At 63.3% G+C, this 26,330-nt stretch carries 19 protein-coding genes; 12 read left to right on the forward strand and 7 right to left on the reverse strand.

Annotated features, from left to right (window positions below; genetic code table 11):
* Positions 1-34 precede the first annotated feature (34 nt).
* Entirely contained in the window at positions 35-436 is a 402-nt protein-coding gene (locus CD04_RS0119505) for a metalloregulator ArsR/SmtB family transcription factor (protein WP_038168583.1), read from the forward strand.
* Between the two features lie 181 nt (positions 437-617).
* On the opposite strand, the gene CD04_RS0119510 is transcribed toward CD04_RS0119505, so the two are convergent.
* Complete coding sequence (locus CD04_RS0119510) at positions 618-1,214, reverse strand: cyclic nucleotide-binding domain-containing protein (protein WP_197033173.1); 597 nt, start codon at positions 1,212-1,214, stop codon at positions 618-620.
* 177 nt (positions 1,215-1,391) lie between these two features.
* Here CD04_RS0119510 and metH point away from each other — a divergent pair, with 177 nt between their 5' ends.
* Complete coding sequence (metH, locus tag CD04_RS0119515) at positions 1,392-4,148, forward strand: methionine synthase (RefSeq protein WP_231480701.1); 2,757 nt, start codon at positions 1,392-1,394, stop codon at positions 4,146-4,148.
* A gap of 103 nt (positions 4,149-4,251) precedes the next feature.
* Here the strand turns inward: metH and CD04_RS0119520 are convergent, their stop codons facing one another.
* From CD04_RS0119520 to CD04_RS0119530, 3 genes are all read right to left on the reverse strand, one after another.
* Complete coding sequence (locus CD04_RS0119520; RefSeq protein ID WP_031409841.1) at positions 4,252-7,371, reverse strand: efflux RND transporter permease subunit; 3,120 nt, start codon at positions 7,369-7,371, stop codon at positions 4,252-4,254.
* A gap of 25 nt (positions 7,372-7,396) precedes the next feature.
* Positions 7,397-8,539: an efflux RND transporter periplasmic adaptor subunit gene (locus tag CD04_RS0119525; RefSeq protein WP_031409843.1), complete on the reverse strand. Its 1,143-nt coding sequence runs from the start codon at positions 8,537-8,539 to the stop codon at positions 7,397-7,399.
* An 81-nt stretch (positions 8,540-8,620) separates the two neighbouring features.
* Entirely contained in the window at positions 8,621-10,153 is a 1,533-nt protein-coding gene (locus CD04_RS0119530) for an efflux transporter outer membrane subunit (protein WP_051849459.1), read from the reverse strand.
* Between the two features lie 311 nt (positions 10,154-10,464).
* Here CD04_RS0119530 and CD04_RS0119535 point away from each other — a divergent pair, with 311 nt between their 5' ends.
* From CD04_RS0119535 to CD04_RS0119545, 3 genes are all read left to right on the forward strand, one after another.
* On the forward strand, positions 10,465-11,307 hold the full coding sequence (locus CD04_RS0119535) for an AraC family transcriptional regulator (protein ID WP_051849460.1): 843 nt from the start codon (positions 10,465-10,467) through the stop codon (positions 11,305-11,307).
* A 119-nt stretch (positions 11,308-11,426) separates the two neighbouring features.
* The gene (locus tag CD04_RS0119540) at positions 11,427-12,698 is read left to right on the forward strand and encodes an O-acetylhomoserine aminocarboxypropyltransferase/cysteine synthase family protein (RefSeq protein WP_031409848.1); all 1,272 of its coding nucleotides are present in this window, start codon (positions 11,427-11,429) and stop codon (positions 12,696-12,698) included.
* 158 nt (positions 12,699-12,856) lie between these two features.
* A complete protein-coding gene (locus CD04_RS0119545; RefSeq protein WP_038168589.1) occupies positions 12,857-13,663 on the forward strand; it encodes a glycine zipper 2TM domain-containing protein in 807 nt (268 codons plus the stop codon).
* 530 nt (positions 13,664-14,193) lie between these two features.
* Here the strand turns inward: CD04_RS0119545 and CD04_RS0119550 are convergent.
* Entirely contained in the window at positions 14,194-14,463 is a 270-nt protein-coding gene (locus CD04_RS0119550; RefSeq protein ID WP_031409853.1) for an accessory factor UbiK family protein, read from the reverse strand.
* A 417-nt stretch (positions 14,464-14,880) separates the two neighbouring features.
* Here CD04_RS0119550 and CD04_RS0119565 point away from each other — a divergent pair, with 417 nt between their 5' ends.
* From CD04_RS0119565 to gshB, 5 genes are all read left to right on the forward strand, one after another.
* Complete coding sequence (locus tag CD04_RS0119565) at positions 14,881-15,996, forward strand: outer membrane beta-barrel protein (protein WP_031409857.1); 1,116 nt, start codon at positions 14,881-14,883, stop codon at positions 15,994-15,996.
* Positions 15,997-16,030: 34 nt separating this feature from the next.
* Complete coding sequence (locus tag CD04_RS0119570; protein ID WP_031409862.1) at positions 16,031-16,369, forward strand: P-II family nitrogen regulator; 339 nt, start codon at positions 16,031-16,033, stop codon at positions 16,367-16,369.
* A 28-nt stretch (positions 16,370-16,397) separates the two neighbouring features.
* The gene (locus CD04_RS0119575) at positions 16,398-17,801 is read left to right on the forward strand and encodes an ammonium transporter (protein ID WP_031409864.1); all 1,404 of its coding nucleotides are present in this window, start codon (positions 16,398-16,400) and stop codon (positions 17,799-17,801) included.
* A gap of 260 nt (positions 17,802-18,061) precedes the next feature.
* Entirely contained in the window at positions 18,062-19,354 is a 1,293-nt protein-coding gene (gshA, locus tag CD04_RS0119580) for a glutamate--cysteine ligase (protein ID WP_031409865.1), read from the forward strand.
* Between the two features lie 22 nt (positions 19,355-19,376).
* Positions 19,377-20,354 (forward strand): glutathione synthase, encoded by a 978-nt coding sequence (gene gshB / locus CD04_RS0119585; RefSeq protein ID WP_031409867.1) that lies wholly within the window; start codon positions 19,377-19,379, stop codon positions 20,352-20,354.
* 194 nt (positions 20,355-20,548) lie between these two features.
* Here gshB and CD04_RS0119590 read toward each other — a convergent pair whose 3' ends face one another.
* Positions 20,549-21,457 (reverse strand): hypothetical protein, encoded by a 909-nt coding sequence (locus CD04_RS0119590; RefSeq protein WP_031409869.1) that lies wholly within the window; start codon positions 21,455-21,457, stop codon positions 20,549-20,551.
* A gap of 318 nt (positions 21,458-21,775) precedes the next feature.
* Between CD04_RS0119590 and CD04_RS0119595 the strand changes: the two genes are divergently transcribed.
* Positions 21,776-23,059, forward strand: a complete 1,284-nt coding sequence (locus CD04_RS0119595; RefSeq protein WP_031409872.1) for a class I SAM-dependent RNA methyltransferase — start codon at positions 21,776-21,778, stop codon at positions 23,057-23,059.
* Here the strand turns inward: CD04_RS0119595 and CD04_RS23435 are convergent.
* Positions 23,034-24,713: a 5'-methylthioadenosine/adenosylhomocysteine nucleosidase gene (locus tag CD04_RS23435; RefSeq protein WP_081858098.1), complete on the reverse strand. Its 1,680-nt coding sequence runs from the start codon at positions 24,711-24,713 to the stop codon at positions 23,034-23,036. The genes CD04_RS0119595 and CD04_RS23435 overlap by 26 nt on opposite strands.
* 361 nt (positions 24,714-25,074) lie before the next feature.
* Between CD04_RS23435 and CD04_RS0119605 the strand changes: the two genes are divergently transcribed.
* The gene (locus CD04_RS0119605) at positions 25,075-26,316 is read left to right on the forward strand and encodes a molybdopterin-dependent oxidoreductase (protein WP_051849461.1); all 1,242 of its coding nucleotides are present in this window, start codon (positions 25,075-25,077) and stop codon (positions 26,314-26,316) included.
* The last annotated feature ends 14 nt before the right edge of the window (positions 26,317-26,330 follow it).

Below are 26,330 nucleotides of genomic sequence, written 5' to 3' on the forward strand. Positions count from 1 at the left end.
GGCGGTTTCCATCCCGTAACAGCGAACCATTGCCATGTCAGCACTTCCCAATCCCCTGTCGCTCCTTGCCTATCCGACCGTTCAGGATGATGAGGCGGCGCAGCGCGTGTTTACCTCCGCAGCCGAGTTGTTCGGCGTGCTGGCCACTCCACTGCGACTGCGCATTCTGAATGCGATTTGCGACCGGGAGAAGGGGGTGAATGACATCGTCGATGCAGTGCATTCGACACAGCCCAACGTTTCCCAGCATCTGAAGGTGCTGTACCTCGCGGGCATCGTCACCAAGCGCCGTCTGGGGAACCAGATTTATTACAAGGTGCAGAGCGAAAAGGCGATGCAGTTGTGCCGTACGGTGTGCACCCAGATCGCGATCGAGCTGGCCGATCCCGATGCCATTGGCGACGTCAGCCGGCTGGCCTCGAAGCGTTCGGCGTGATCGGTCCGCGTGCCGGTGGCCGGAGCGTGCTCAGCCTTGAACGGGCGCGCCGTCCCAAAGGCGGCGTGTGCACCGGGCTATGGCCCGCCTCCTTCCAAAGCGCACGGCCAGGCGCCAGATCCCAGTGATTTGATTGCGACGTTGCCGAGGTCGGGCAACGCCCGGGCCGGTTGTGCTTGGCTCAGCGACGCCGAGCCTTGTTGCGCTTGAGACCGCCAGCGAGTGTTGAAGCATCCAGCGTGGGATGCATCGCCGCGGTGACCTGCGACAGGGTCGACAATTTGCTTGAGGTGGCGCGAAGACGCTCGGCCAGCCTGGAGGCGATGCCCAGGGCGAGCTTGGCACCCACCAGCGGGAACTCATGCACCAAGCGCTCAAGGGCTTCACGGGTGAGCAGGGCGAGCACCGCGTCCGTGTAGGCCACGCAAGTGGCTGAACGGGGAGCGTCGTTGAGTATGCCCATCTCGCCGAGCAGCGCGCCGGGCTGCGCAATGGACACGACCAGACTGTCCGATTGTTGGCTCGTGCTCTTTTCCACGCTGACTTCGCCATCAAGCAGCAGCATCATGCCATCGGTCTGGCTGGGATCGTCTTGCCGGATGAACACGATCCCGGCGGGCACAAACTGGATGTCCATGTATCCGGCCAGGATTCCGGCTTCCGCCTTGGACAGGCGCAACCAAGCGGGCATGTTCAGAAGCACCTCGACGATGCGGGGCGTCCAGTCGCGCAGGGCGGGGGAAGACAGACGGGGTCGGGCGCGCAGAAACAAGGACATGGGGTGGTGCCTAAAATGCTGGAGGCCATGCATGGTGGCGATGGTCCGCATTCTCGCATCAGGAAAGCGGTCCACCTCGAGTCGAAGCCAAGCACAGCCGACGGGGCGCTGCGCCTCGCCTGTGCGGCCAGTCGCGTATGTTGTGATCGAGCCGCCTTGCACACTCTAACTCCATCCATGAACACGCCCACCAACCCCGCCCTCTCAATGCCTGGCCAGGAGACTTTGCCGCCTCCCCTCATGTTGGCGGGCCTCGAGCCTTTGGCGGTCGGGCCCGGCTCGCTGTTTGTCAACATTGGCGAGCGCACCAATGTCACCGGGTCCAAGGCGTTCGCGCGCATGATTCTCGCTGGCGAATTCGATCGGGCTTTGGCCGTGGCGCGGCAGCAAGTGGAGAACGGCGCCCAGATCGTCGACGTCAATATGGACGAAGCCATGCTCGACAGCAAGGCAGCCATGGTGCGATTTCTCAACCTGATGGCAGCCGAGCCTGACATCGCACGCGTGCCGGTGATGATCGACAGCTCGAAGTGGGACGTGATCGAAGCCGGCCTGCGGTGCGTGCAGGGCAAGGCGATCGTCAACTCCATCTCGATGAAGGAGGGCGAGGCCGAGTTTCGCCGCCAGGCGCGGCTTGTGCGGCGCTACGGGGCGGCAGCGGTGGTGATGGCCTTCGACGAGCAGGGCCAGGCCGACACGTACGAACGCAAAATTCAAATATGCGAACGCGCCTATCGCATTTTGGTCGATGAAGTGGGTTTCCCACCCGAGGACATCATTTTCGATCCAAACATCTTCGCCATCGCGACCGGGATCGAGGAGCACAACCACTACGCCGTGGACTTCATCGAGGCCGTGCGCTGGATCAAGGCGCATTTGCCTGGCGCCAAGGTCTCGGGCGGAGTCTCCAACGTGAGCTTCTCGTTTCGTGGCAACGACGCGGTGCGCGAGGCCATTCATACCGTGTTTCTCTTCCACGCCATCCGGGCCGGCATGGATATGGGCATCGTCAACGCCGGCCAAATGGGTGTGTACGACGAGATCGAACCGGCTCTTCGCGAGGCTGTGGAAGACGTGGTGCTTGACCGCCGGCCGGACGCAGGCGAGCGGTTGGTCGAAATGGCTGAGCGCGTGAAGGGGACCGTGCGCGACGAGGGAACGCGCAATGCCTGGCGCGCGCAGGCCGTGGAGCAGCGCCTAAGCCACGCGCTGGTGCATGGCATCACCGACTTCATCACCGAGGATACCGAGGAGCTGCGGGCACGCTTTGCGGCCGAGGGCAAGCGCCCGCTGGCAGTCATCGAAGGCCCGCTGATGGACGGGATGAACATCGTGGGCGACCTGTTCGGCCAAGGCAAGATGTTCCTTCCGCAAGTGGTCAAGAGCGCGCGGGTGATGAAGCAGGCGGTGGCCCACCTTTTGCCCTTCATCGAGGAGGAGAAGCGCCTGCTCGAGGCTGCGGGGGGCGACGTCAAACCGCGCGGCAAGATCGTCATCGCCACCGTGAAGGGCGATGTGCACGACATCGGAAAAAATATCGTGACGGTTGTGCTTCAGTGCAACAACTTTGACGTCGTCAACATGGGCGTCATGGTTCCCTGCCAGGAGATCCTTGCGCGCGCCAAGGTCGAAGGTGCGGATGTGGTGGGCCTGTCGGGCCTCATTACGCCAAGCCTGGAGGAAATGCAGTTCGTTGCCACCGAGATGCAGCGCGACGACTATTTCCGCGTGAAGAAGATTCCTCTGCTCATCGGTGGCGCCACGACGAGCAGGGTGCACACTGCCGTCAAGATCGCACCGCATTATGAGGGCCCTGTGGTCTATGTGCCCGATGCGTCGCGCAGCGTCGGCATCGCGCAAAGCCTTTTATCGGAGCAGTCGGAGACCTTTGTCGCGCAGGTCCGCGCTGACTACGACCGCATTCGCGCGCAGCATGCAGGAAAGAAGCAGACGGCGATGATCACGCTGCAAGAGGCGCGTGCCAACAAGCTTGTGCTGAACTGGCCTGAGGCGGTCGCGCCCGAGCCCAAATTCATTGGCCGGCGTGTGTTCCGAAACATCGACTTGGCCGAAGCCGCGCGCTTTATCGACTGGGGGCCGTTCTTCCAGACCTGGGATCTGGCCGGACCCTTTCCTGCCATACTCAGCGATGCCATCGTTGGCGAGCAAGCCCGCCAGGTCTACGCAGATGCGCAGGCCATGCTGAAAAAAATCATCGACGGGCGCTGGCTTCAGGCGCAGGCAGCGATCGGCCTTTGGCCGGCGAACACCGTGGACGACGACGATATCGAGGTCTACACGGATGCCACGCGCAGCGAGGTGTTGATGACCTGGTGGGGCTTGCGGCAGCAAACCGAACGCCCGGTGGTGGACGGGGTACGCAGGCCCAATCTCGCGCTGGCTGATTTCATCGCCCCCAAGGGCTCTGCGCCAGACCACATCGGCCTGTTCGCGGTCACTGCGGGCCTGGGTGTGGACGCACGCGTTCAGGCCTACATGGCCGCGCACGACGACTACAACGCAATCATGCTCAAGGCCATGGCTGACCGCTTGGCCGAAGCGCTGGCGGAGTGGATGCACCTGCGCGTGCGCACGGATTTTTGGGGGTACGCCTCCTCCGAGCATTTGAGCCTGGAGCAACTCATCGCCGAGCAATATGTCGGAATCCGACCCGCGCCAGGCTACCCGGCCTGCCCCGAGCACTCGGTGAAGGCCGACATGTTTCGCGTGCTTGGCGCCGGCGACATCGGCATGTCGCTGACCGAAAGCTGGGCCATGCTGCCGGCGGCGAGCGTCAGCGGATTCTTCCTGGCACACCCGCAGGCCCGCTACTTCCACGTCGGCCCGATCGATGATGATCAGGCGGCCGACTGGGAGCGTCGCAGCGGGCGCAAGCTCCAGGCCGTGCAGCGAGCGTTTGACAGGCTGGTGTGAAGGGCGCTGGCGCCGACCGCTGGGCGATGGGCGATTCTGAACCCTAGGCCCAGGCGCGTGAGGCCGGTGCGGTGCCGGCCCTCACGCACACGGCAGCGATCGATCAGCCGCCGTGCGACGCTGCCTGCTGCGCAGCGGCCGCTGCAGCTTCATCGTCGCGCAACTTCTGCGCACGGGCTTCGTGACTGTGATCGGCGCCCAGCATCATGTACATCGCCGGGACCATGAACAGCGTAAACAGGGTGCCAATGGACAGGCCTGTGGCGATCACCAATCCCATGTCGAAGCGGCTCACGGCGCCAGCGCCGCTCGCGGTGATGAGTGGCATCACGCCGAAAACCATGGCGGCGGTTGTCATGAGAATCGGGCGCAAGCGCATGCCGGCAGCATGCTCGATGGCCTCGCGCTTGCTTCGGCCCTCGCGCTGCAGATTGTTGGCGAACTCCACGATCAGGATGCCATGCTTGGATATGAGGCCGATGAGGGTGACCAACCCCACCTCCGTGTAGATGTTGAGCGTGGCTTGGCCGACACCGATGTTGATGAACAGCAGCGCTCCGGAAATGGCCATCGGGACCGACACCAGGATGATGATGGGGTCACGGAAACTCTCGAACTGTGCAGCGAGAGCCAGGAAGATGATGATGATGGCGAAGGCGAAAGTCAGCAGCAGGCCGCCCGATTCCTGCACGAACTGGCGTGAGGGCCCCGCGTAGTCAAAGCTGTAACCTTCGGGGAGGGTGCGCTGCGCCAGCTGCTTGAGGTCATCAAGCGCCTGGCCTTGGGCGACGAAGGGCATGGCGACGCCCTGGATGGTGGCTGAATTGGCCTGTTGAAAGTGATTGATGGTTTCAGGCTGAACCCGGGTCTTGAGGTGGACCACGGTGGACAGGGGCACCATGGCGCCGCTTGCCGTGCGCAGGTAGTAGTTCTTGAGCTGATCGGGGTTGAGCCTGAAGCGTTGCTCAACTTGCGGGATCACCTTGTAGGCGCGGCCGTCCAGCTCGAAAAAGTTGACGTACCCGCCACCGAGCATGGCGGAAAGGGCGCTGCCAATTGATTGCATGCTCAGGCCGAGCTGCGCGGCCATATTGCGGTCGATTTCGATGCTGGTTTGAGGCAGGTCGATGCGAAGGTCAGACTGCAGGAACATGAAATTTCCCGTCTTCTGCGCATCCTGCAGAAATTTTTGCGACACCTGGTAAAGCTTGCTGAAAGGCTCGGTCGTGGTAATCACAAACTGAATCGGCAGCCCGCGCGCACCCGGCAAAGAGGGCGGCTGGAAGACCGCGAGTTGGGAGCCGGCAATGTGATTCAGCTTCTGCTGCAAAACCGGCTGGAGCTGGGTGGCGGTTTGGGTCCGCTGATCCCATGGCTTCAACACCATGCCGCCAATGACCTGTGTGGGCGTATTGAGCTGGAAGACGTGGTCGGTTTCCGGGAAGGTCTTGTAGGCCTGGTAAACCTGGTTGGCGTAGAGCTGGCGCTGGTTGAGGGTCGCCGTCGGATTGTTGAAGGCAATGGAGATGAGCACGCCCTGGTCTTCCTGCGGCGCCAGCTCCGATTTCGAGGTGGAGTACAGGTAATAGATCGAGCCCAGGATGAGAATGGCCAGCACGGCTGTTACCGGCAGGAAGTCCAGTGAGCCGTGCAATGTGCGCTCGTAGCGTTTGTGCAGGCGGTCAAAGCTGCGGTCAAGGAAGAGCACCAGCCGGTCCTGCCAGCTGTGGCTTTGGGGGTTCGCAGCCTTGAGCAGGTGCGAGCACAGCATGGGCGTAAGCGTGAGCGCGATGACGGCGGAAATGATCACCGTGCCGACAAGCGTGAAGGCGAACTCGGTGAACAGCGCTCCCGTCAGCCCGCCCATGAAGCCAATGGGCACGTACACCGCAACCAGCACGATGGCCATCGCGATGATGGGATTCGCCAGCTCGCGCGCCGCACGCACGGCGGCATCCCTGCGCGACATGCCCTCTTCCAGGTGCCGGCTGATGTTCTCCACGACGATGATGGCGTCGTCGACCACCAGTCCAATGGCCAGCACAATGGCCAGGAGGGTCAGCAGGTTGATGGAGTAGCCCAGCGCGAGCATCACCGTGAAGGTCCCGATGATGGAAAGCGGTATGGCGACGAGCGGAATGATGACCGAGCGCAGCGAGCCGAGGAAGACGAACACCACCGCGCTCACGATGAGAACGGCTTCAAACAGGGTTTTGATGACCTCGTCGATGGAGGCGTTGACGAACTTGGTCGAGTCGTAGACGATCGCGCCATTCAGGCCCGCGGGCAGTTGCGACTGGATGTCGGGGAAGGCCTTGTGCACGCGCGCGATGACGTCGAGGAGGTTCGCGCCAGGAGCCACTTGGATGCCCACATACACCGAGGTCTTGCCGTCAAAGGCGACCGAGGTGTCATAGTCGTCCGAACCCAGTGTGACGTTGGCCACATCGTCCAGCCGCACGACCTGTCCATTCGAGGACTTGACCACCATCTTCTTGAAGCCGTCCAAAGACTTCAAGTCCGTGTTCGCCGACAGATTGACCTGCACCATCTGGCCTTTGGTGCTGCCGGTGGAGGCCAGGTAGTTATTGGCTGCCAGCGCGCTGTAGACATCGGCCGCCGTAAGCCCGTACGCGGCAAGCTTCTCCGGGTCCAGCCAGGCGCGAAGCGCAAAATTCTTCGCGCCGATGATCTCGGCCGTCTGAACGCCATTGATCGACTGCAGCTTGGGTTGCACCGCGCGGATCAGATAGTCCGTGATCTGGTTGGGCTTCAGGACGTTGCTGTAGAAGCCGATGTACATCGCATCGATCGTCTGGCCGATGCTCACCGATAGCACCGGCTTTTCCGACTGCGGCGGCAACTGGTTGAGAACCGAGTTCACCTTGGTGTTGATTTCGGTAAGCGCCTTGTCCGGGTCATAGTTCAGACGCAAATTGGCCGTGATGGTGCTCACACCCTGGATACTGCTCGACGTCATGTCGTCAATGCCATTGGCCTGGGCGATGGCGTTTTCCAGCGGTGTGGTGATAAAGCTGGCGACAAGGTTGGCATCGGCGCCGGGATAGGCGGTGGTGATCGTGACAACGGCGTTTTGCGTGTAGGGATACTGCAGCACCGGCAGCAGCCCCATCGAGCGCAAACCCAGCACCAGGATCACGAGGCTGACCACGGTGGCAAGCACCGGGCGCTCGATGAAGATGTCCGTGAATTTCTTGTTCATGCGCAGTTCTCGTTGCGGGTTGCCATCAGGAGTTGGGCACCTGCGGGTTCGGGCTGTTGGCTGGCTCCACGGAGTTGTTCACCAGGATCGGCGAGCCATTGCGCAACTTGAGTTGCCCGGCGGTCACCACCGTCTCGCCTGACTGCACGCCCTTGAGCACGGCCACCTGGTCACCGCGGGTTGGGCCGGTTGTGATGAAGCGCTGCTCGGCGACGAGCGCCGGCTTGCCATTCGGTCCTTTGCCGTGCGTCTTCACCACGAACACCGTCGCACCATAAGGGTTGTAAGACACGGCGGCATTGGGCAGGGTGATGTAGTCGCGCGGCTGGCCTTCGGAAACACGCACGGTGGCAAACAGCCCGGGCAGCAGGGTTCCGTTCGGATTGGGCAGGCGCGCGCGCACCTTGAGGTTGCGCGTCGCCGTGTCGACCTGGGGTTCAATGGCAGTGACCGTCGCCTCGAAGACCTTCCCCGGTGCCGCGCTCGTTTCGACCTGGGCCTTCATGCCGAGGTGGATCAGGTCGATCTGGTTCTGCGGCACGGTGAAATCGATTTCCATGGGATCAAGCCGTTGCAGCGTGACCGTCGCCGTTCCTGGGGCGAGGTACTGGCCCAGATTGACTTGCCGGATGCCCAGTTGCCCTGAAAACGGGGCGGAGATGGTTTTCTGGGCGATGAGTGCCTTTTGCGCGGCGACCTGCGCCTGTGCGCTCTTGAGCGCAGCCGCATCGGTATCAACCACGGCTTGGCTGACCGCCTGCACCTTGAGCTGAGCCTCGTCACGCTTGAGGTTGAGCTGGGCAAGTGCCGCCTGCGCCTCGAGCTGTGCCAGTTGCGCCTTCAATGGCGAGGGATTGAGCTCCACCAGCGGCTGGCCGGCGTGCACCTTTTGTCCCGAATCAAAGTGAATGGCAGTCACCAAGCCACTTACCTCGGCGCTCAGCGTGGCCTCCTGGCTTGCACGGAGATTGCCCAGCGCCTCAACCGTCGGCTGCCAGCTCGATTCCCGTGCCACCGTGGTCGATACCGTCTGCGGCGGGTTGGCCATGCCCTTGATCGCCTTGGCGATCATGGTGCTTTTGAAGCTCTGAAACCACACCACCCCGCCGAGAACGATGGCGGCGATGATAAGCATGATGATCATGCGTTTGGTGGTGCCCTTAGTCATTGCTCACTCCGTCTTCTTTCTGATCGCGTAAAAAAGTCAAGATCAGGTCGCTGCCTTTGCGGCGACCTGATCGAACAAAACTCAGGGTTGAGATGGGCCGCCTTGCTGCGCCGCACCAGGCATCGAGGGCGCACCCGCGGCAGCCGTCGACGTGGTCAGCACGCCGCCGCCCATGGCCTGATAGAGGGCGGCGCTATCGGCGAGCCGGGCTGCTTGCGCTGCGATGAGGCTGATGCGGGTTTGCTGCGCCTGTTGTTGTGCCGTGAGCAGCTGCAGGTAACTGGCGGCGCCAAGCTGGTACTGCTGCTCGACGAGCTTGAGCGACTCTTGGGCAGCCAGATCAGCCGCGGCTTGGGCTTGGAGGGCCTGGGAGTCGTTTTCGAGCTGACGCAGTGCGTCGGCCACGTTGCGCAGTGCTTGCAGTACGGTTTGCTGGTAGTTTGCGCCCGCCGCCTGCAAGCTGGCCTGCGCTGCGCTGGCACCGGACTTCAGGCCCGCATTGAATAGCGGCTGGGCCAATTGCCCCGCCAGGTTCCAGACCATCGAGCCGGGGCCGAAGAGTGCGCCGGTCGTGAGCGCCTGCGTACCAAAGCTCGCGCTGAGGTTGATCTGCGGATACAGATTCGAAATGGCCACACCGTACTGCGCGGTGGCGGCATGCAGCAAGGCTGTGGACGCCTGGATGTCGGGCCGCTGGCGCACCAGCTCGGAGGGTATGACGACCGGCAACTGCCCAGGCAGAGTGAAGTCAGCGAGTGCGAAGTGCGGAATATCCGTCGCCCCCGGCGCCTGGCCAATCAAGACCGCCAGGAGGTGGTCGGCCTGCTCCAGCTTGTTGCGCAATGCTGGCAAGGTGGCGCGGGTTTGCTCCGTCTGGGTCTGGAGGGTGAGCACGTCGGCACGCGCGGCCGCGCCGAGCTCAAAGCGCTTGCGCGCGATGTCGAGTTGCGCTTGCTGCGCCTTGAGGATGGCTTGCGTCGCCTGCAATTGGGAAGCGACCTGGGCTTGGCCAAAGGCGGTGGTGACGACATTTCCGGCCAGAGTCAGACGCGCGCCTGCAAGCTGGAAGCTTTGATAGTCCGCCTGTGCCGCCAGCGCCTCCAGCGCGCGCCGATTGCCGCCGAACAAATCCAGGTTGTAGTTGACGGCGACGCCAGCGTTATACAGGTTATAAATCGTTTGCCGTGAGCTGCTCTGTCCCAGGCTGGCCGCATTGATTTCATTGCGGCTGGCACCAAGTTTGCCATTCAGCGTGGGGTACAGGGTGGAGCCGGCTTGCGCTTCATAGGTCTGGCGTGCTTGGCGCAGCGTGGCCTCAGCCGCAGCCAAGGTCGGGCTGTTGTCGAGGGCCCGCGCGACAAGTGCATCAAGCTTCTCCGATCCGAACGCACGCCACCAGTCCGCTGCAACCGCCGGGGCCGCAGCGAGACGCTGCGCCGAGCCCAGGGCCACGGGCGCCGACGCAGTGGCCGTGGGCGAAGGCGCACGCGTGTAGCTGTCGACTGCAGGCGGCGCCGGCGACTTGAAGTTGGGCCCGACCGTGGTGCAGCCGACCAGCAGCGCTGCTGCAAGAGCCGTCCATAGGGCGCGCGGTGGCACGGTCAATCGATGCATGGTGTCGTGATCCTGAGTCTAGGGAAACGGGCGATCGGGCTAAGCTGCCCAGCCGTCCTTCGCTTCGCGCAGTTGGCTTGCAGAGCTAGGGCCTTGTAGGCTGCGATTCTAGGGAGCAGGCGCCAAGCGCGCTGACGCCCCTCGGCGGGCGGGGGGCATTACCAATAGCCTGTCATGGTAGGCGTTGGTCGATTGGCGTGGTTGCTCTACTATGCCAATGAATAGCTCAATTGAGCCAAGTGGCCCGAGGGGGGTCGTCGAACCCCGCCATTGGCACACCTCATCCCCCTGCGCGCCAGGCGCGACGTTCCATGGCACTGTCTGATGCGATCCGCGCTCAAATCAACCGGTCCGAAGGGGTTGAAATGGTTGTCGTGAACGTGCGCAACGAGGAAGCGTTCGACCCCACCAGTCATGTGCTGCCTCGGGGCACCTTGTTCCTGCTGACAGAGGGCCTGGTGGCTGTCGAGACGCGGCAGGGGCGTTTCGTTGCGGGGGCGCGCTCGATCGGCTGGATGCCACCGGGGGCGCCGCATGCAGTGCAGTCTTACGGCCCGACAGCCGGATTCGGCGCGTTCCTGCGCCCGGATCTTTGCGTTGGCATGCCTGCGCATCCCGCCAATTTTCAGGCCACTGCTCTGGCCGTGCTGGTGCTCCAGCGCGCCGTGGGCTGGCCCATCGACTCGGCGCTTGCACCCGCCCAGAGGCGTTTGGTGCTGGTGCTTCTTGACGAGTTGCAGCAAGCGTCCGCGCAGCCCCTGCAACTGCCATGGCCTGAGGATGAACGCCTGCTCGCAGTGGCACGCGCACTCCTCGCAAATCCGGCCAGCCCGCGGCGGCTCCAGCAGTGGGCACGGTTTGCCGAAATGAGCCCGCGCAGCCTGAGCCGCAAGTTTGTCCAGGAGACCGGGATGACCTTCGCGCGATGGCGGCAATGGGCCAGGCTCATCCAGTCGCTCGAGTGGCTGGCCGAAGGGCAGGCCGTCAAGAGCGTTTCGCTCTCATTGGGCTACAGCAGCGTCAGTGCCTTCATCAAGGTTTTTCGCGAGGCGCTGGGCAGTACGCCGGCAGCCTATTTCCAAACCCGGGCCGCCGACGCAGAGCGTGCCGGGCGCCGGGACAGCCAAGCCGATCCGATTCGGCCCGCAGAATAAGCTCATTCCCGCAAAGTCTTTGGAAAGTGCGCCAAGCCGGATTACGCTCAGGGCTAGGGGCGCAACCCGCCGCGGTCAACGCGGGTCAGCGTTGACCGCGGCGATACGAGGAGACTTCCATGCGATTCGAAACCCAAGTGATTCATGCGGGCTACAAGCCCGATCCCACCACCCGCGCGGTGGCCACGCCCATCTACCAGACCGTGTCCTATGCGTTTGACAATACGCAGCACGGCGCGGACCTGTTCGATTTGAAGGTGCCGGGCAACATCTACACGCGCATCATGAACCCGACCAACGCCGTGCTGGAAGAGCGCGTGGCTGCACTGGAAGGCGGGTTGGCTGCACTCACACTTGCCTCGGGCATGGCGGCCATCACGGCAGCCGTGCAGACGATCGCGGAGGCCGGGGACAACATCGTCTCCAGCAGCCGGCTGTATGGTGGCACCTACAACCTGTTTGCGCACACCTTTCCTCGCCAAGGCATCGAGGTGCGCTTTGCCGATCCGGCCGACCCGGCAAGCTTTGCCCGACTGATCGATGCCCGCACCAAGGCTTTGTACTGCGAAACGATCGGCAACCCACTTGGCAACGTCACCGATATTGGCGCGCTGGCGACAGTGGCCCGTGCTGCAGGCGTTCCTCTGATCGTCGATAACACCGTACCTTCGCCGTATCTGTGCCGTCCCATTGAGCATGGCGCTGACATCGTGGTGCATTCGCTCACCAAGTACCTGGGCGGGCATGGCAACAGCGTGGGGGGGGCCATCGTCGATTCGGGCAAGTTCGATTGGTCCAGGCACGCTGAGCGATTCAAGCTGTTGGTGCAGCCGGACGCGAGCTACCACGGCGTGGCTTATGCGCAGCATTTTGGGGCAGCCGCCTTCATCGCCCGGGCTCGCGTCGTGCCGTTGCGCAATATGGGAGCGGCGCTGTCGCCTCTCAACGCCTTTCTGATTCTGCAGGGCATCGAAACACTCCCGCTGCGCATGGATCGGATCTGCCACAACGCGCTGCGTATTGCCGAGCACTTGCGCAAGCATCCCAAGGTGGCCTGGGTCGGCTATGCGGGCCTGCCCGATCATCCAGACCATGATGTATGCCAGCGCCTGATGCACGGTCGAGCCTCCGGTATCCTTGGCTTCGGCGTGAAGGGAGGCAGAGAGGCCGGGGCACGCTTCCAGGACGCCCTGGAACTCTTCACGCGGCTGGTGAATATTGGTGATTGCAAATCGCTCGCCTGCCACCCGGCCACGACCACCCATCGCCAATTGAATGAGCAGGAGCTGGTGGCTGCCGGGGTCACGCCGGATATGGTGCGCCTCTCCATCGGCATCGAGCATGCCGACGACCTGATCGCCGATTTGGATCGCGCGCTGGCGGCGGCCTGAATCGGGACGGCGATCGCTTTGGCGTTAAGCGCCAAAGCGCCGATTGTCAGCGCCAGAGGCGCTGGTGCGTTAAAGGCAGTGCACAATTTGACCAAAACGCGCCGGGCGCGCTGCGCGCCCGGCTTCGACATTTCGACATTCCTTTTCCAACTCGACCTATGACGCAAAACCCCATTCCACCCCAGTCGACAACCGGCTCATCGATCCCCAAAGCGGCCTGGATCGCCGCCGGTACGATCGGGACGCTTATCGTGGTTCTGCTGGCGGCCGTGCTTTATAAGCTGAGTGCGCCTGCTGCACCAACCAGTGCACTTCCGGGGCCGGCCCCGGCCTCGATGCCGGCGCCGCCAGGCCAGACGCTTGGCGCAGGCAACAATCCACAATCGGCAGTTGCCGTCACGAATGCGAATCCTGCAGCACCCGGTTCGGCGCAATTCCCCGCATTGCGACCGTCCACCACGCAAGCGGGGCAGGAGCCAAGGCCGGCGAGTGGTCGTACAGCTTCGGTGACGGGCCGGTCGTCGGGCGACGAGCGCGCTGAGCGACCCGTCGCAAGCACAGGCAGCACCAATGGCGCATATGCACCGCAGACATTTTCGCCCCAGCAGGCGCCGGTGCAGCAGCCGCAAGTTTGCAGTACCTGTGGCACGGTGGTGGCGGTGGCCCCGGTGCAGCAACCGGGTCAAGCCAACGGTGTAGGCGCGGTGGTGGGCGGCTTGGTCGGCGGCTTGCTCGGTAACCAGGTCGGAGGTGGCAACGGGCGCACCGCCGCCACGGTGATTGGCGCCGTCGGCGGCGGCTTGGCGGGCAACGAGGTGCAAAAACGCGTGAACGCCAAGACCGTATACCAGGTGCAGGTCCGCATGGATGATGGCCAGGTTCGCACCACGACCGTGGGCGTCGAGCCTCCCGTGGGCCAGCGCGTGCAGTTTGGCGCCGATGGGGGCCTGAATCCCTTGCCCTGAGGCCGTGGGCCATGCAATGCGCGGAGTCTCGCCCGCACGCAATCGGTTGGGCTGTGTCTGCTCAAACCCATGCGCGCGCGGCCTGATCCGCGCTCGAGGAGGCATTCCCGGCGCTTTTTCTTTGTGGTCGGGCAAAGGTCGCGCATGAGGTTCGAAGGGGTCTGCGCAAGCAGCGGTGCATTCGGGCACAACCGTCGCGCCAGATCCGCATAGGGCCGTTGCACACGCGGCCGTGTGTGCGCCAGGCGTTAACCCAAGCCAGCTCAAGCGAGCACGCTTCTGAGCCCGCCGTCCTGAAGCACGTTGTGGCATCGAGCCGGGACGGGTCGCTTCGGCGGGCCCGTGCCGCGGCCGGCAGCGCTACACCAAGTGCTTCACAGGCGATCCGGGCCTGTCCCAACCTTCAGTCCCGCCAAATAGACAACAAACAGAGGACACACCGCAAGCCCCTCAAGGAGGCCTGCGGCAGCCGCGCCATCCTTGCACGCCCTCAAGGACGTGGCTTGTCGCGATCGGGTCATGCGTCCCGGTCAGTTGGCAGGCGTTTTGTCCGGGGTGGTGGCCAACTGTGCCTCCAGGGCAGCGACCTGAGCTTCCAGTTGCGCGATGCGCTGGCTTGATGCAGCGAGCATGGCCTGCAGCGCGTCGAATTCCTCGCGTGTGACCAAGTCCAGCTTGCCTGCCGCTGACAGCGCCAGCGCCCGCGCGTTGCGTTGCACATCTTTCAGCGGGGATTGTTCCAGCGCCTCGGCGGCGCGGCGCAGGAAGGCCTTGGGCGAATTCGGGGTGGGCGTTTTCATCGTGTGTGTCCGGGAGGCGAATGCCGAGGCCCCTATTGTGGCTGCAATCGGCGCGGCGCTCGCCGGAGCAGGCGCTTTTCCTGCAAGACGATTGACGCACTGCAGCGAAAACCCCGGCGATGCCGGCGGCGGCTTCTGCCCCCGGATGGGGCGTCGAGTCTACCGTCCGGGGCCGCCTTGCGTGCACAACAGCGGCGCCCAGGGCTGCAAGCACACCATCACGGAGCATGGGCGCCGATTCAATGCACCGCAAACGAGCATTTTGCACCGACAGTGAGCGCCGATGGTGGAATTAGGCGGCCGAAACACCATCGAGACGATCAAGGCGCACCTGGCACGAAAGCTGCAGAGCAAGGTCAGGGCAAACCAGCGCCCTGCCGACCAACATTTCAATTGCAACGTTTCGGGAGAACCTTGATGAAGAAGATCGTCCTTGCTGCTTGCCTCGCTGCTGCGTACGGCTACGCCGGATTTGTCTGCGCCCAAACGGCTCCGGCAGCTCCTGCGGCCCCAAGCTTGGGCGCAGTGCTTGCTGCCACGCCGGGTTTGAGCATTACGGGGTACGTCGCATCGACCTACACCCACTTTGATACCGTCCCGGCGCTGCGTGCCTTCGACACCAGTCAAAACGGGTTCAAGGTGAATCAAGCTGCAGCCACGCTGGCGTATCTGCCCAGTTCTGGGGCAGGGGCGCAAGTGACGGTCATTGGCGGATCGGATGCCAAGATCCTGCGCCAGGGCGAAACATGGCCTTTCAATTCGACCGCCAGTCAGTTCGATTTGAATAATGCGTTCGTCCAGTATGCGACGGGTCCGGTGACGGTCATGGCCGGAAAATTCTCCACGCTGGCCGGGGCGGAAGTCACGGATCCGGCGAACGACAACGAGATCTCGCGCTCGCTGCTGTTCTGGAACATGGAGCCCGGTACCCATACCGGCTTGCGGGCCAGCTACGCCGTGGACCCTGCGGTGACCTTGGTCGCCGGAGTCAACAATGGCTGGAACTTCACGAGCTCTCCATCCAGCACCTCGAAGACGCTGGAGCTGGGCGCATCGGGAACACCCAGCAAGATGTTCTCGTATTCGGCCGCTTTCTACTCCGGCCAGTCGCCACTGTATGGTGGGTTGCCGACGGGCACGCTGCAGCTCCTTGACCTGGTCGGCACGATCAATGCGACCGATGCGTTGAGCTTCGTCGGCAACGTGGACATTCTGTCCAAGGACGGAGCCGCGGCCGGCGGCGGCAAGGGCAAGGCCAATGGCCTGGCGCTGTACGCCAACTACACGCTCACCGATCAATGGATGCTCTCCGCGCGTGGCGAGTATGTGGATGACAAGGATGGACTGATTACCGCCATCGCCGGCAACAAGCTCAAGGAGCTGACACTGGCCGCCAACTATATGCCAGTGAAGAACCTGAAGCTCTCGGGCGAGGTGCGTCAGGATCGGTCCGACCAGCCATATTTCTCGAAAGACGGCGTCGCGGTCAACAACCAGACCTCGCTCGCGCTGCAAGCGGTCTATTCATTCTGAGCACACCCCCACCCTCATCAGGAAGGAGCAACCCATGAAAATGATCATGGCAATCATCAAGCCGTTCAAGCTCGACGAGGTCCGCGAAGCCTTGTCCGGTATCGGGGTGACGGGTATCACCGTCACTGAAGTCAAAGGCTTTGGACGGCAAAAGGGCCATACCGAGCTGTATCGAGGCGCGGAATACGTGGTCGATTTCCTGCCCAAGGTGAAGATTGAGGCTGCCGTCCCCGATACGCTCGTTGAGCGCACCATCGAGGCGATTGAAACCTCGGCTCGCACCGGCAAGATCGGCGACGGCAAGATCTTCGTCTCGGCCATTGAACAGGTCGTGCGTATCCGTACCGGCGAGACCGGTGGCGATGCGCTCTGATCCCAGCCCTCCAAGAAAGGTCAAGGACATGAAAAAGTTTCTCGCAATGATCGCGCTGAGCCTGGTGACGTTGGCCAGCACAGCCCCGGCATGGGCGCAGACTGCCAGCGCCCCTGCCTCCGCGGCTCCGGCCGCGCCTGCACCGGCCGCGGCAGCCGCACCCGCTGCGCCGGCCCCAGTGGCCGCTCCGGCGGCTGCCGCGCCGAACCCGGCAGCATTCATCAATTCTGGCGATAACGCGTGGATGCTGACGTCCACCGCGCTGGTGCTGATGATGACCATCCCGGGACTCGCGCTCTTCTATGGCGGCATGGTGCGCAAGAAGAATGTGCTTGCCACGCTCATGCAGAGCTTCGCGATTACAGCTCTGGTCACGGTGCTATGGATGATTGTCGGCTATAGCCTGGCCTTCACCCAGGGATCGGGTTTCATCGGCGGGCTGAGCCGGTTCTTTCTCTCGGGCATGGGACTGGATAGCGCCAATGCACTGGCACCCACCATCCCCGAAACCACGTACATGACGTTCCAGATGACCTTCGCCATCATCACGCCGGCGCTCATCGTGGGTTCGTTCGCAGACCGCATGAAGTTCTCGGCACTGCTGTGGTTCATGGGGTTGTGGCTGCTTGCGGTGTATGCGCCAATTGCCCACATGGTCTGGGGCCCAGGCGGGTGGCTGGGCGGTGACGGCGTGCTTGACTATGCGGGCGGCACGGTCGTGCATATCAACGCCGGTGTGGCAGGTCTCGTGGCGGCCCTCGTCATGGGCAAGCGCGTGGGTTATGGCAAGGAGCCGATGCCTCCCCACAACCTGGTGCTGACCATGATTGGTGCGTCGCTTCTGTGGGTCGGTTGGTTTGGTTTCAACGCCGGCTCCGCCGTGGCTGCAAGCGACCGTGCGGGCATGGCCATGGCCGCCACGCAAATCGCAACGGCCGCCGCGGCATTGGGATGGATGTTTGCCGAGTGGATGACGCGCGGCAAGCCCACGATTCTTGGAATCTGTTCGGGTGCAGTGGCCGGCCTCGTCGCCATTACCCCAGCCTCCGGCTTTGTGGGCCCGAGCGGGGCGCTTGCCATCGGGATCGCGGCTGGCGTCGTGTGTTTCTGGACTGCGGTGTACATGAAGGAGATGATTGGATACGACGACTCGCTCGACGCCTTCGGCGTGCACGCCATCGGGGGTATCCTGGGTGCTCTGCTGACCGGCGTCTTTGCGGTCAAGGCCATTGGCGGCACCGCGGGGCTTCTCGAAGGCAATGCCGCGCAAATGCTGATCCAAGCCAAGGGCGTGGCGGTCACGATCGTCTACGACGCCGTTGTCACCTTCATCATTCTGAAGCTTGTGGACATGACGCTGGGCCTGCGTGTGACCGAAGAACAGGAGCGCGAAGGCCTCGACATCAGCCTGCACGGCGAGCAGGTCTTGTGATGCAAGTCTGATTGCAAGGTGGTTTACCCGGGGCTGCGTACTTGCCCCGGCCGCATCTCCAGCGGAATCTTCTGCCCGGCGCCTTGCCGGGCTTTTTTTTGGGTGCGCCGACTGGCCGCGCCCGCTGTCTTTGCCGTCTTTGATCAGGAGCGGGCGGGCATCCGTTGGCAGGAATCACGGGGCTCTGTCACAATTGATGGATCCCACCCACAGCGGCAATGCGTGCGCTAGGGCCACTCCGAACTGAAATCCGATTACGCATGATTCCCCATCTCGTCTCCAACGAAAGCGGCCCGGTGCTCGAACTCGAGCAGCGCATCCTCGAAGCTCAGCCATCGATTGAACGGTGGTTCCGGCTGGAATGGATGGAGCATGCGCCGCCGTTTTACGCCTCCGTGGACTTGCGCAACGGCGGCTTCAAGCTCGCGCCGGTGGACACCAATCTTTTTCCGGGCGGCTGGAACAATCTGTCGGACGAGATGATTCCTCTCGCCGTGCAGGCGGCCATGGCGGCGATCGAGAAGATTTGTCCCGAGGCCAAGGGGTTGTTGCTCATCCCGGAAAAGCATACGCGCAACACGTTCTACCTGGAAAATCTCGGGCGCCTGACGCAAATCTTCCATCAGGCCGGGTTGAACGTGCATGTGGGCACGGTGGATGAAACCATCACGGACGTCAAGACCGTGCACCTGCCCAGCGGCGAACCCCTGGTGCTGGAGCCGTTGGTGCGCAGCAAGCGCCGCCTCGGAACCAAGGACTTTGACCCCTGCACCATCCTGCTCAACAATGATCTGTCTTCGGGGGTGCCGTCCAGCCTTGAGGGGTTGTATGAGCAGTATGTGCTGCCTCCGCTGCACGCGGGGTGGACCACGCGCCGAAAGACGACCCATTTCAAGAGCTATGACGACGTGGTCAAGCGCTTCGCCAAGCTCATTGGTGTGGACCCGTGGATGCTCAACCCGTATTTTGCTCAGTGCACCAACATCGATTTCCAGGAGCGCCAGGGCGAGGACTGCCTTGCCGACGCCGTGGACACGGTGTTGGCGAAGGTGCGGAAAAAATACAAGGAATACGGCATTCACGCAAAGCCCTTTGTCGCGGTGAAGGCCGACGCCGGAACCTACGGAATGGGTGTGATGATGGTGCACGATGCTGCCGAGGTCAAAGACCTCAACCGCAAAACGCGCAACAAGATGAGTGTTGTCAAAGAAGGCATGGAGGTGCGCGACGTCATCATCCAGGAAGGTATCCCCAGCATCGAGCGTCTTCAGGAGGCGGTGTGTGAGCCTGTCGTGTACATGATGGACCGGTACGTGGTTGGCGGGTTCTATCGCGTGCATGCTGACCGAGGCCCCAGTGAGAATCTCAATTCGCCTGGCATGCACTTTGTGCCACTGGCCTTCGACGAACAGTTCAACGTGACGCACCCCGAGGCCAAGCCCGGCACCAACGGACCTAACCGCTTTTACATGTATGGGGTGATCGCGCGCCTGGCGCTCGTCGCGGCGAGCTACGAGCTCGAGAGGACCGACCCCGAAGCCGAGACGGTCTGAAGCCGACGTGCCGGAGAACCCCATGCACTTGTTGTTCGTCGCCGATCCGCTGGAGATCTTCAACCCCAAGAAGGACTCGACTCTTGCCATGATGCGGGAGGCCCAGCGGCGCGGATTCGCGGTATGGGCCTGTGAGCCGCGCAACCTGCATTGGAGCAGTGGCGGTGCTCCGGCCGAGGGCGCGTGGGTGCGGGCGAACTGCCGTCATGTCCAGGTTCTCGAGGGCGCGAAGCCCTGGTTCGGCGAAGTCGAGCACGTGGATCGCGCGCTCCACAGCTTCGCCGGTGTGATCATGCGCAAGGATCCACCTTTTGATAATGAGTACTTTTACGCGACGCACCTGCTTGAACAGGCTGAGCGCGAGGGTGCGCGCGTCTTCAACCGCCCACGCGCGCTACGCGATCATCCGGAGAAGCTAGCCATCCTGGAGTGGCCTCAGTTCATTCCGCACACCCTGGTCAGCCGCGACCTTGCGCAATTGCGCGCATTTGCGGCATCGGAACGCGACATCATCATCAAGCCCTTGGATGGGATGGGCGGAAGCGGGATCTTCCGCCTGCGCGCTGCCGCCGACGGCAGCCCTGACGTCAACCTGAGCGTCGCGCTCGAAACCCTTACCGATTGGGGGCGGCGTACGATCATGGCGCAGCGCTTTATCCCCGAAATCGCAAAGGGCGACAAGCGTGTCTTGGTCATCGGCGGCGAACCTGTGCCATTCGCATTGGCGCGCATTCCGCAAGGTGGCGAGACGCGCGGCAATCTGGCTGCCGGCGGTTTGGGCGTCGCGCAGCCGCTGACAGCGGCGGACCGCTCCATCGCGGACACACTCGGCCCGGTGCTTGCCGCTCGCGGACTGCTCCTGGTGGGTCTCGACATCATTGGCGAGCGGTTGACCGAGATCAACGTCACCAGTCCGACGTGCTTCGTGGAGATCACTCAGCAAACGGGCTATGACGTGGCAGCGCGGTTCATCGACGCCGTGCAAGCCGCGATCGGGTAAGCAAGAGCGGCCGGCCCGAAGAACGGAGCTTGCGGAGGATCAGTCCGAGCCGTTGCCGGACGATCCGTGACGGTAAAGCAGTGGAGGTGCGCGGCACGCCAGCGGCGCACGCACGTGGCCTCCTGCACAGACTCGGCGATCAAGGCCAGTGCTTTTGCAGGGACTGCCAGCCGGAATCATCCGCGCTCAAACCGTCATGACTTTGCGCGAAGCCATTGCATGAACGCCGCATAGGGCTTGGGGCTGCCGGCCTCCCAGCCCGTTATGTGCAATGCCTTGTTCACACTTTCGGATTCGGCGCCAAGCAATGCGGTGCGCACATTGACGACGCTGGCGGAAGGCACCTTGGGCGCGGCCAACAGTGCCCAGAATGGCATGGGCTGGTGTGCCAGGACCACGCCGCCATGGGCTTTCCAGGCTCGGGACAGGATGGGTGTGACCGCACCGATGACGGCAACATGCGTGGTTTGCATGAAGCCTGTGACCGCATTCTGATACTTCGCGTAGACGTCATGCCCGGGTATGACTGCCGCATGCTCGCGCCACATTTTCTGAGCCACCTCGTCAACCAGGCTTCCCTTGGCTGGAGCCAGGATGAAGGCTGCCGGCGACGACCAGACAGCGCTCGGCGGCACACAGGTCTGCGGAATGTTTTGCTGAAGGCCCAGGAGCGCAAGAGTCGGCCCGCCCAGTAGCACCTGCCCTGGCTTGTCGGGGCACGGTTGGGCGATGAGGTCCGTGCCGAACTCGACCGGCGACTGCGCGACAGCCACCAGGCGCCAGCCTTTGGACAGCAACAACGCGGTCAGGTTGGGTGGCTTGACGAAGGCAAAGTCGTACCCCTGCCCCTGCGGTGCTGCACCCACCGACTGGGCCGTGAAGTGGTCCTCCCAGATCACCCGATGGCCGGTTGCATTGCCGATGAAGTCGGCCAGGGCCTGCGAGGTGTTGCCAACGGCGACGGCGTTTTCCTGGACCAAGCCGTTCTGGATTCCAAGCACCCAGTTTGAGGGCGCATGGAGGGGCGTTGCGTGGGCGGCGCATCCCAGACCGAGGAGCGCTGCAAAGACGACGGGTGAGAGAAATCGAATGCGTAGGTTCATGGTGCGAAGTGCAAGAGAGGCAACGATTGCGACAGGGCCGGCAGCGCCGGTGCATGTGCGTGCTCCAGGGGTGGCCCGATTTCACGTCAGCTTACCTGTGCGCTGGCGCGCCAGGTCCTATAGCTTGTACCAATGCCGTTGATGCGCACAAGCGGTGGAACCGGTCGAGCCTCAACGCAACGCTCGACGATCCGAAGTCGCGCGTCATGTCCGGGCGCCAGCGCGCGTACGTCCCTTCGCACTCCACAGCGAAGGCAAGCACGGCACCCGCCGCTCGGGTGGTGGCGCTAAGCTGCGAACTTTTCCCGCGAGCACGCCATGTCCGATCAGCATTCCTTGTTTCTGCCCTGCCCGCGCGGGCTGGAGGCGTCGCTCGTGGCCGAGATGGAGCAACTCGCCAGCCCCACCCTGCAGGTGCGCGAACCGGTGGCCAGTGGCGTGCCGGCGCGCGGAACGCTCGCTGATGTGATGCTTCTCAATTTGCATAGTCGCATTGCGTCGCGTGTTCTGCTCCGCATGGGTCGAGCCGCAGCGGCGCATGCGGACGACGTGTACCGTCTGGCGCTTGCGTTGCCGTGGGAGCGCTGGTTTACCCCCCAACAGACCTTGCGCGTGGACGTGACCGCCGAGCGCGGCTCGACGCTGCCGCCGCAAGGCGCGGCGGCGCGCCCGGTCTGGCGAAGCAGCGTCGAATCCGCCCAATCCGCGAACTTTCCCGATAGCCTCCTGTTCGCAGCGTTGCGCGTCAAGGACGGTGTGTGCGACCACTTTCGCCGCTTGGGGCAAGAGCGGCCCAGTGTGGACCGCCAGAACCCCGACGTGCGCATTCACCTGCACCTTGGCGCGGCTGACGCCTTGCTCTACCTGGATACGTCCGGGGAGGCGCTGTTCAAGCGCGGCTGGCGTGCCGAGCATGGGGAAGCCCCACTCAAGGAAAATCTGGCCGCGGGTCTCGTGCGGCTGTCCGGTTGGACGCCGCAGGACGTGTTCTTCGACCCGCTGTGCGGCGCGGGAACGCTCGCCATCGAAGCAGCGCAAAGCGCTTGCCGCATTGCGTCCGGGCTGAACCGCACGTTCGGATTCGAGCGGCTTGCCGGCTTCGACGCTGCGCTTTGGGAAGGGCTTCGCGAAGCAGCACGGGCCATGCACCGTGATGCGCCCGCGCCCATCATCGCCTCGGACATCGACCCGCGGATGGTGGCGATCGCTCAAGCCAACGCGCGCCTGGCTGGAGTCGAGGACGCCATCGAATTCAAACAGGCCGATGTGATGGATGCCCAGCCGCCAGCAGTGCTCGCTGCCGGTCAGGCTGGTCATATTGTGACCAATCCCCCCTATGCCGAGCGCATCGAAGCCAAGGGGAGCGAGGCCGACGAATTTCTCCCGCGCTTGGGCGACGTGCTCAAGCGCCGCTTCGCTGGTTGGCACGCGGGGCTGTTGCTGGCGGATGTGCACGCGGATCGCGCCTTGCGGTTGAAGCCCACGCGCCGGCATGTCGTCTACAACGGGCCCATTGAGGGCAGGTTTTTCACCTTCGCGCTGGTCGCCGGGCGACCTGCACGCCGAATCGGTGAGGTTACGCCGCCTGCAGAGCCAGCTTAAGCACCGCGGCGCTGTAGTGCCGCGCCACGAGCGCCGTGAATCGCTCAAAGTCGATGTGGGCGGTCGCGTCAGCGCGGTCGGAGATGCTGCGCACCGCGGCGAATGGCACGGAATAGTCTGCGCAGACTTGGGCCACTGCGGCACTTTCCATATCCACCGCGATGGCGTCGGGCAACAACGCGCGTATCCCCCGGGCTTGGTCAGCGCCGCCGACGAAGCGGTCGCCACTGATCAGCAGGCCGACGTGGGCGCGCGGCGTTTGAATGCTCAGCCGCTGCAGGCGCGCTCGGCCTGCAGCGCCGTGCGATGTACGGTCCACGGCGGCATGCGCGGCCGCCAGCAGCCGCGTTGCCCAGATGTCGTCGGCGGGAAAACGGCTGCGCCCGGTCAGGGGAACCTCGAAACGCGGGAACAGGGGCGAGGCATCCAGGTCGTGCTGCAGGAAGCTTGTCGCCACAACGATATCGCCGATGTTCACCGATTGACCCAATCCGCCAGCTGTGCCCGTAAACAGCAGGACATCGCAGCCGAACTCGGCGATCAGGCTCGTGGCACTGGTCGCGGCTGCCACCTTGCCGATGCCCGACAGCGCCATCACCACCTCGCGCCCGTGCAGCCGGCCACGGTGGTAAGCGCGCTTGCCATGCAGGCGCTGTGGCTGCGTGGGGATGAGCTGTTGCAGCAGCATCTGCTGCTCGGCCTGCATGGCACACAAAATGCCCAGGCGGGAGGGTTCGGTCATGGCTGTGCGTGCTGGGGGACGTGCCGCATCGGGTCGGGCACCCCCAAGCGGGAAGAAAAATATCGGGCGAGTTGGCGTTGTCTCATGAGTCGAGCCCGGCCGCGGACGGGGCCCTGGGCCGAGCTCGAGCGCGTCGGTGAAGATGCCGTCGACGCCCGCCGCGCACCATTGTGCCAGCGCCGCTGCGTCGTTCACGGTGTACAGACGCAGCTGCAAACGGGCGATGTGAACGGCATGCACGAGCTCTGGAGTGCAGGCCCTGGCATCGAGGTGCAAGGCGTGCAGCGCCAGAGCTTGCGCGGGCTCGCGCCAGTGCAGCGGCAGGGCTTCGCACAACCAGGCGCGGGGCAGCAGCGGCGCCGTGTGCATTGCACCCTGCAAGGCCGGGATGGAGAACGAAGACAGACAGGGTGGTTGCGCAGCATCGGCCCAGAGCCTGGTCGCGGCCTGGGCGATGCGAGCGCCCCACTCGGCTTGCCGTGCGGCGCTCGCATCAGCGTCGGTCTTGATTTCCAGATTGAGCCAGATGTCCTGCCCGGCGAGCAACGCCGCCAGGCCTTGCAGCGACGCAATGCGCTGGTGGGGGCTCCCAGTCGCGTGCAAACGGACTTCTTCCGGCGGGGGCTGGCGAGCCAGGCGCGGCTTGCACGCGGCGCTGGCATCAAGTTGCGCCAACCGCGCCCAAACCTGCCAGCTGGCACGCCCTGAGGCCTTGGTGGTGCGGTCCAGCAAGTCATCGTGCAACAGGAAGGGCACGCCGTCGGCGCTCAGTTTGACATCGCATTCAAAGGCCCTGAACCCCGCCCGCAATCCCGCCTGAAAACCGGCAAGGGTGTTTTCCGGAGCCAGCCAGCCGCCGCCGCGATGGGCAATGCGCTGACACGACATTGCCGAGGTGAACAGATTTCCCATTGCCGGTTGCTATAAATGTGTCTAAAGGTAACGCGACTTGGTCCGCGTCATATTTCTAGAAATATAAAGAAATACAGGTGGCAGTTATCTCGGGAAATCCGATCCTCTCCGTCGCAGCATGCTGGCATCAACCCACGAACCCGGTACAGGCTTGTTTATGCGTCATTGCGCATATGCAAGCGGTGGACACTGTGAACCAAGCAGGACCCGATTGGCGATTCATCCATCAGGAAAATGCATTGATTTCATCGAAAACAGTGATTTGTCTTTCTCCGTGAAACAACATGGAATACCGAAATCCGCCATTCCTGGCGGATTTCGACCGCGCATTGGCGGAGAAAACCCGGAGGAGGCCTCGATCATGACATCCAAGAAACCTGAAATCGACATCGTTCTGCGTCGGCAATTGTTGCAGGCTGGCGCGCTTGGCTTGGGCTCAGCGCTGCTGGCGCGTGGTGCGCTGGCTGCCGACATGATCAAGCTGCCATTGCCCGGTGGGCCGGATGAGCGACGGCTCACCAATGCCTTTCCGCAAAAAGGCTCGATGATTTTGCAGCGCACGCGCCCACCCTTGCTGGAGACGCCGTTTTCGGTCTACGACAAAGGTGTGTTCACGCCGGTTAATGAGTTTTACGTGCGCTGGCACTGGGCCGACATTCCCACGCACATGGATCCCAAGACCCATACCGTGACCATCAGCGGGCATGTGAACAAGGAACTCAAGTTCACCGCATTCGACCTCATGCGCAAGTTCAAGCACGTGGAACTGGCCGCGGTGAACCAGTGCTCCGGCAATTCGCGTGGGTTCTTCCAGCCACGCGTTGCCGGCGGTGAATGGGGCAACGGCGCGATGGGCAACGCCCGCTGGGTCGGCGTGCGGCTCAAGGACGTGCTGGACGAAGCTGGGGTCAAACCCGGCGCCGTACAGGTGCAGTTTGAGGGCTCCGAGCGTCCCGTGATTGCCACAGCGCCGAACCTGAAGAAATCGCTCAATGTGGACCATGCCCGAGACGGTGAAGTGATGATCGCCTGGGAAATGAACGGCCAGTCGCTGCCACTGCTCAACGGCTTTCCCTTCCGCCTGGTCGTCCCCGGCTGGTACGCCACCTACTGGACCAAGATGCTGCAGCACGTCACCGTGCTTGACCACGAGGACACCAATTTCTGGATGCATCCGGCCTACACCATTCCCGACAACTGGCCGCAGGCAAACATGACGCCGGGCGAGAAGGACGTGAAGTTCGTGCCAATCAACAAAATGGTGCCACGCTCCTTCGTCACCAACCTCACCACGGGCGCCAAGGTGCCGGCGGGCCGACCCGAGCTGGTGCGCGGCATAGCCTTCGGTGGTGACACCGGCGTGAAGATGGTGGAATTGTCGATCGACGGCGGCAAGACCTGGATGCCGACCCAGCTTGGCAGGGACTACGGAAAGTACAGCTTCCGCCAATGGACCACGCATGTGAAGTTGGGCCCGGGCGCGCAAACGCTCATGGCCCGCTGCACCAACAGCGATGGCCTGCAGCAGCCCATGACGCCGAACTGGAACCCCGGCGGCTTCATGCGCAACGTGGTGGAGAGCACCACCGTGATGGCCGTTTGAACGAGGAGACACGC

It is taken from the genome of Thiomonas sp. FB-Cd, from assembly GCF_000733775.1.
Lineage (GTDB): Bacteria > Pseudomonadota > Gammaproteobacteria > Burkholderiales > Burkholderiaceae_C > Thiomonas_A.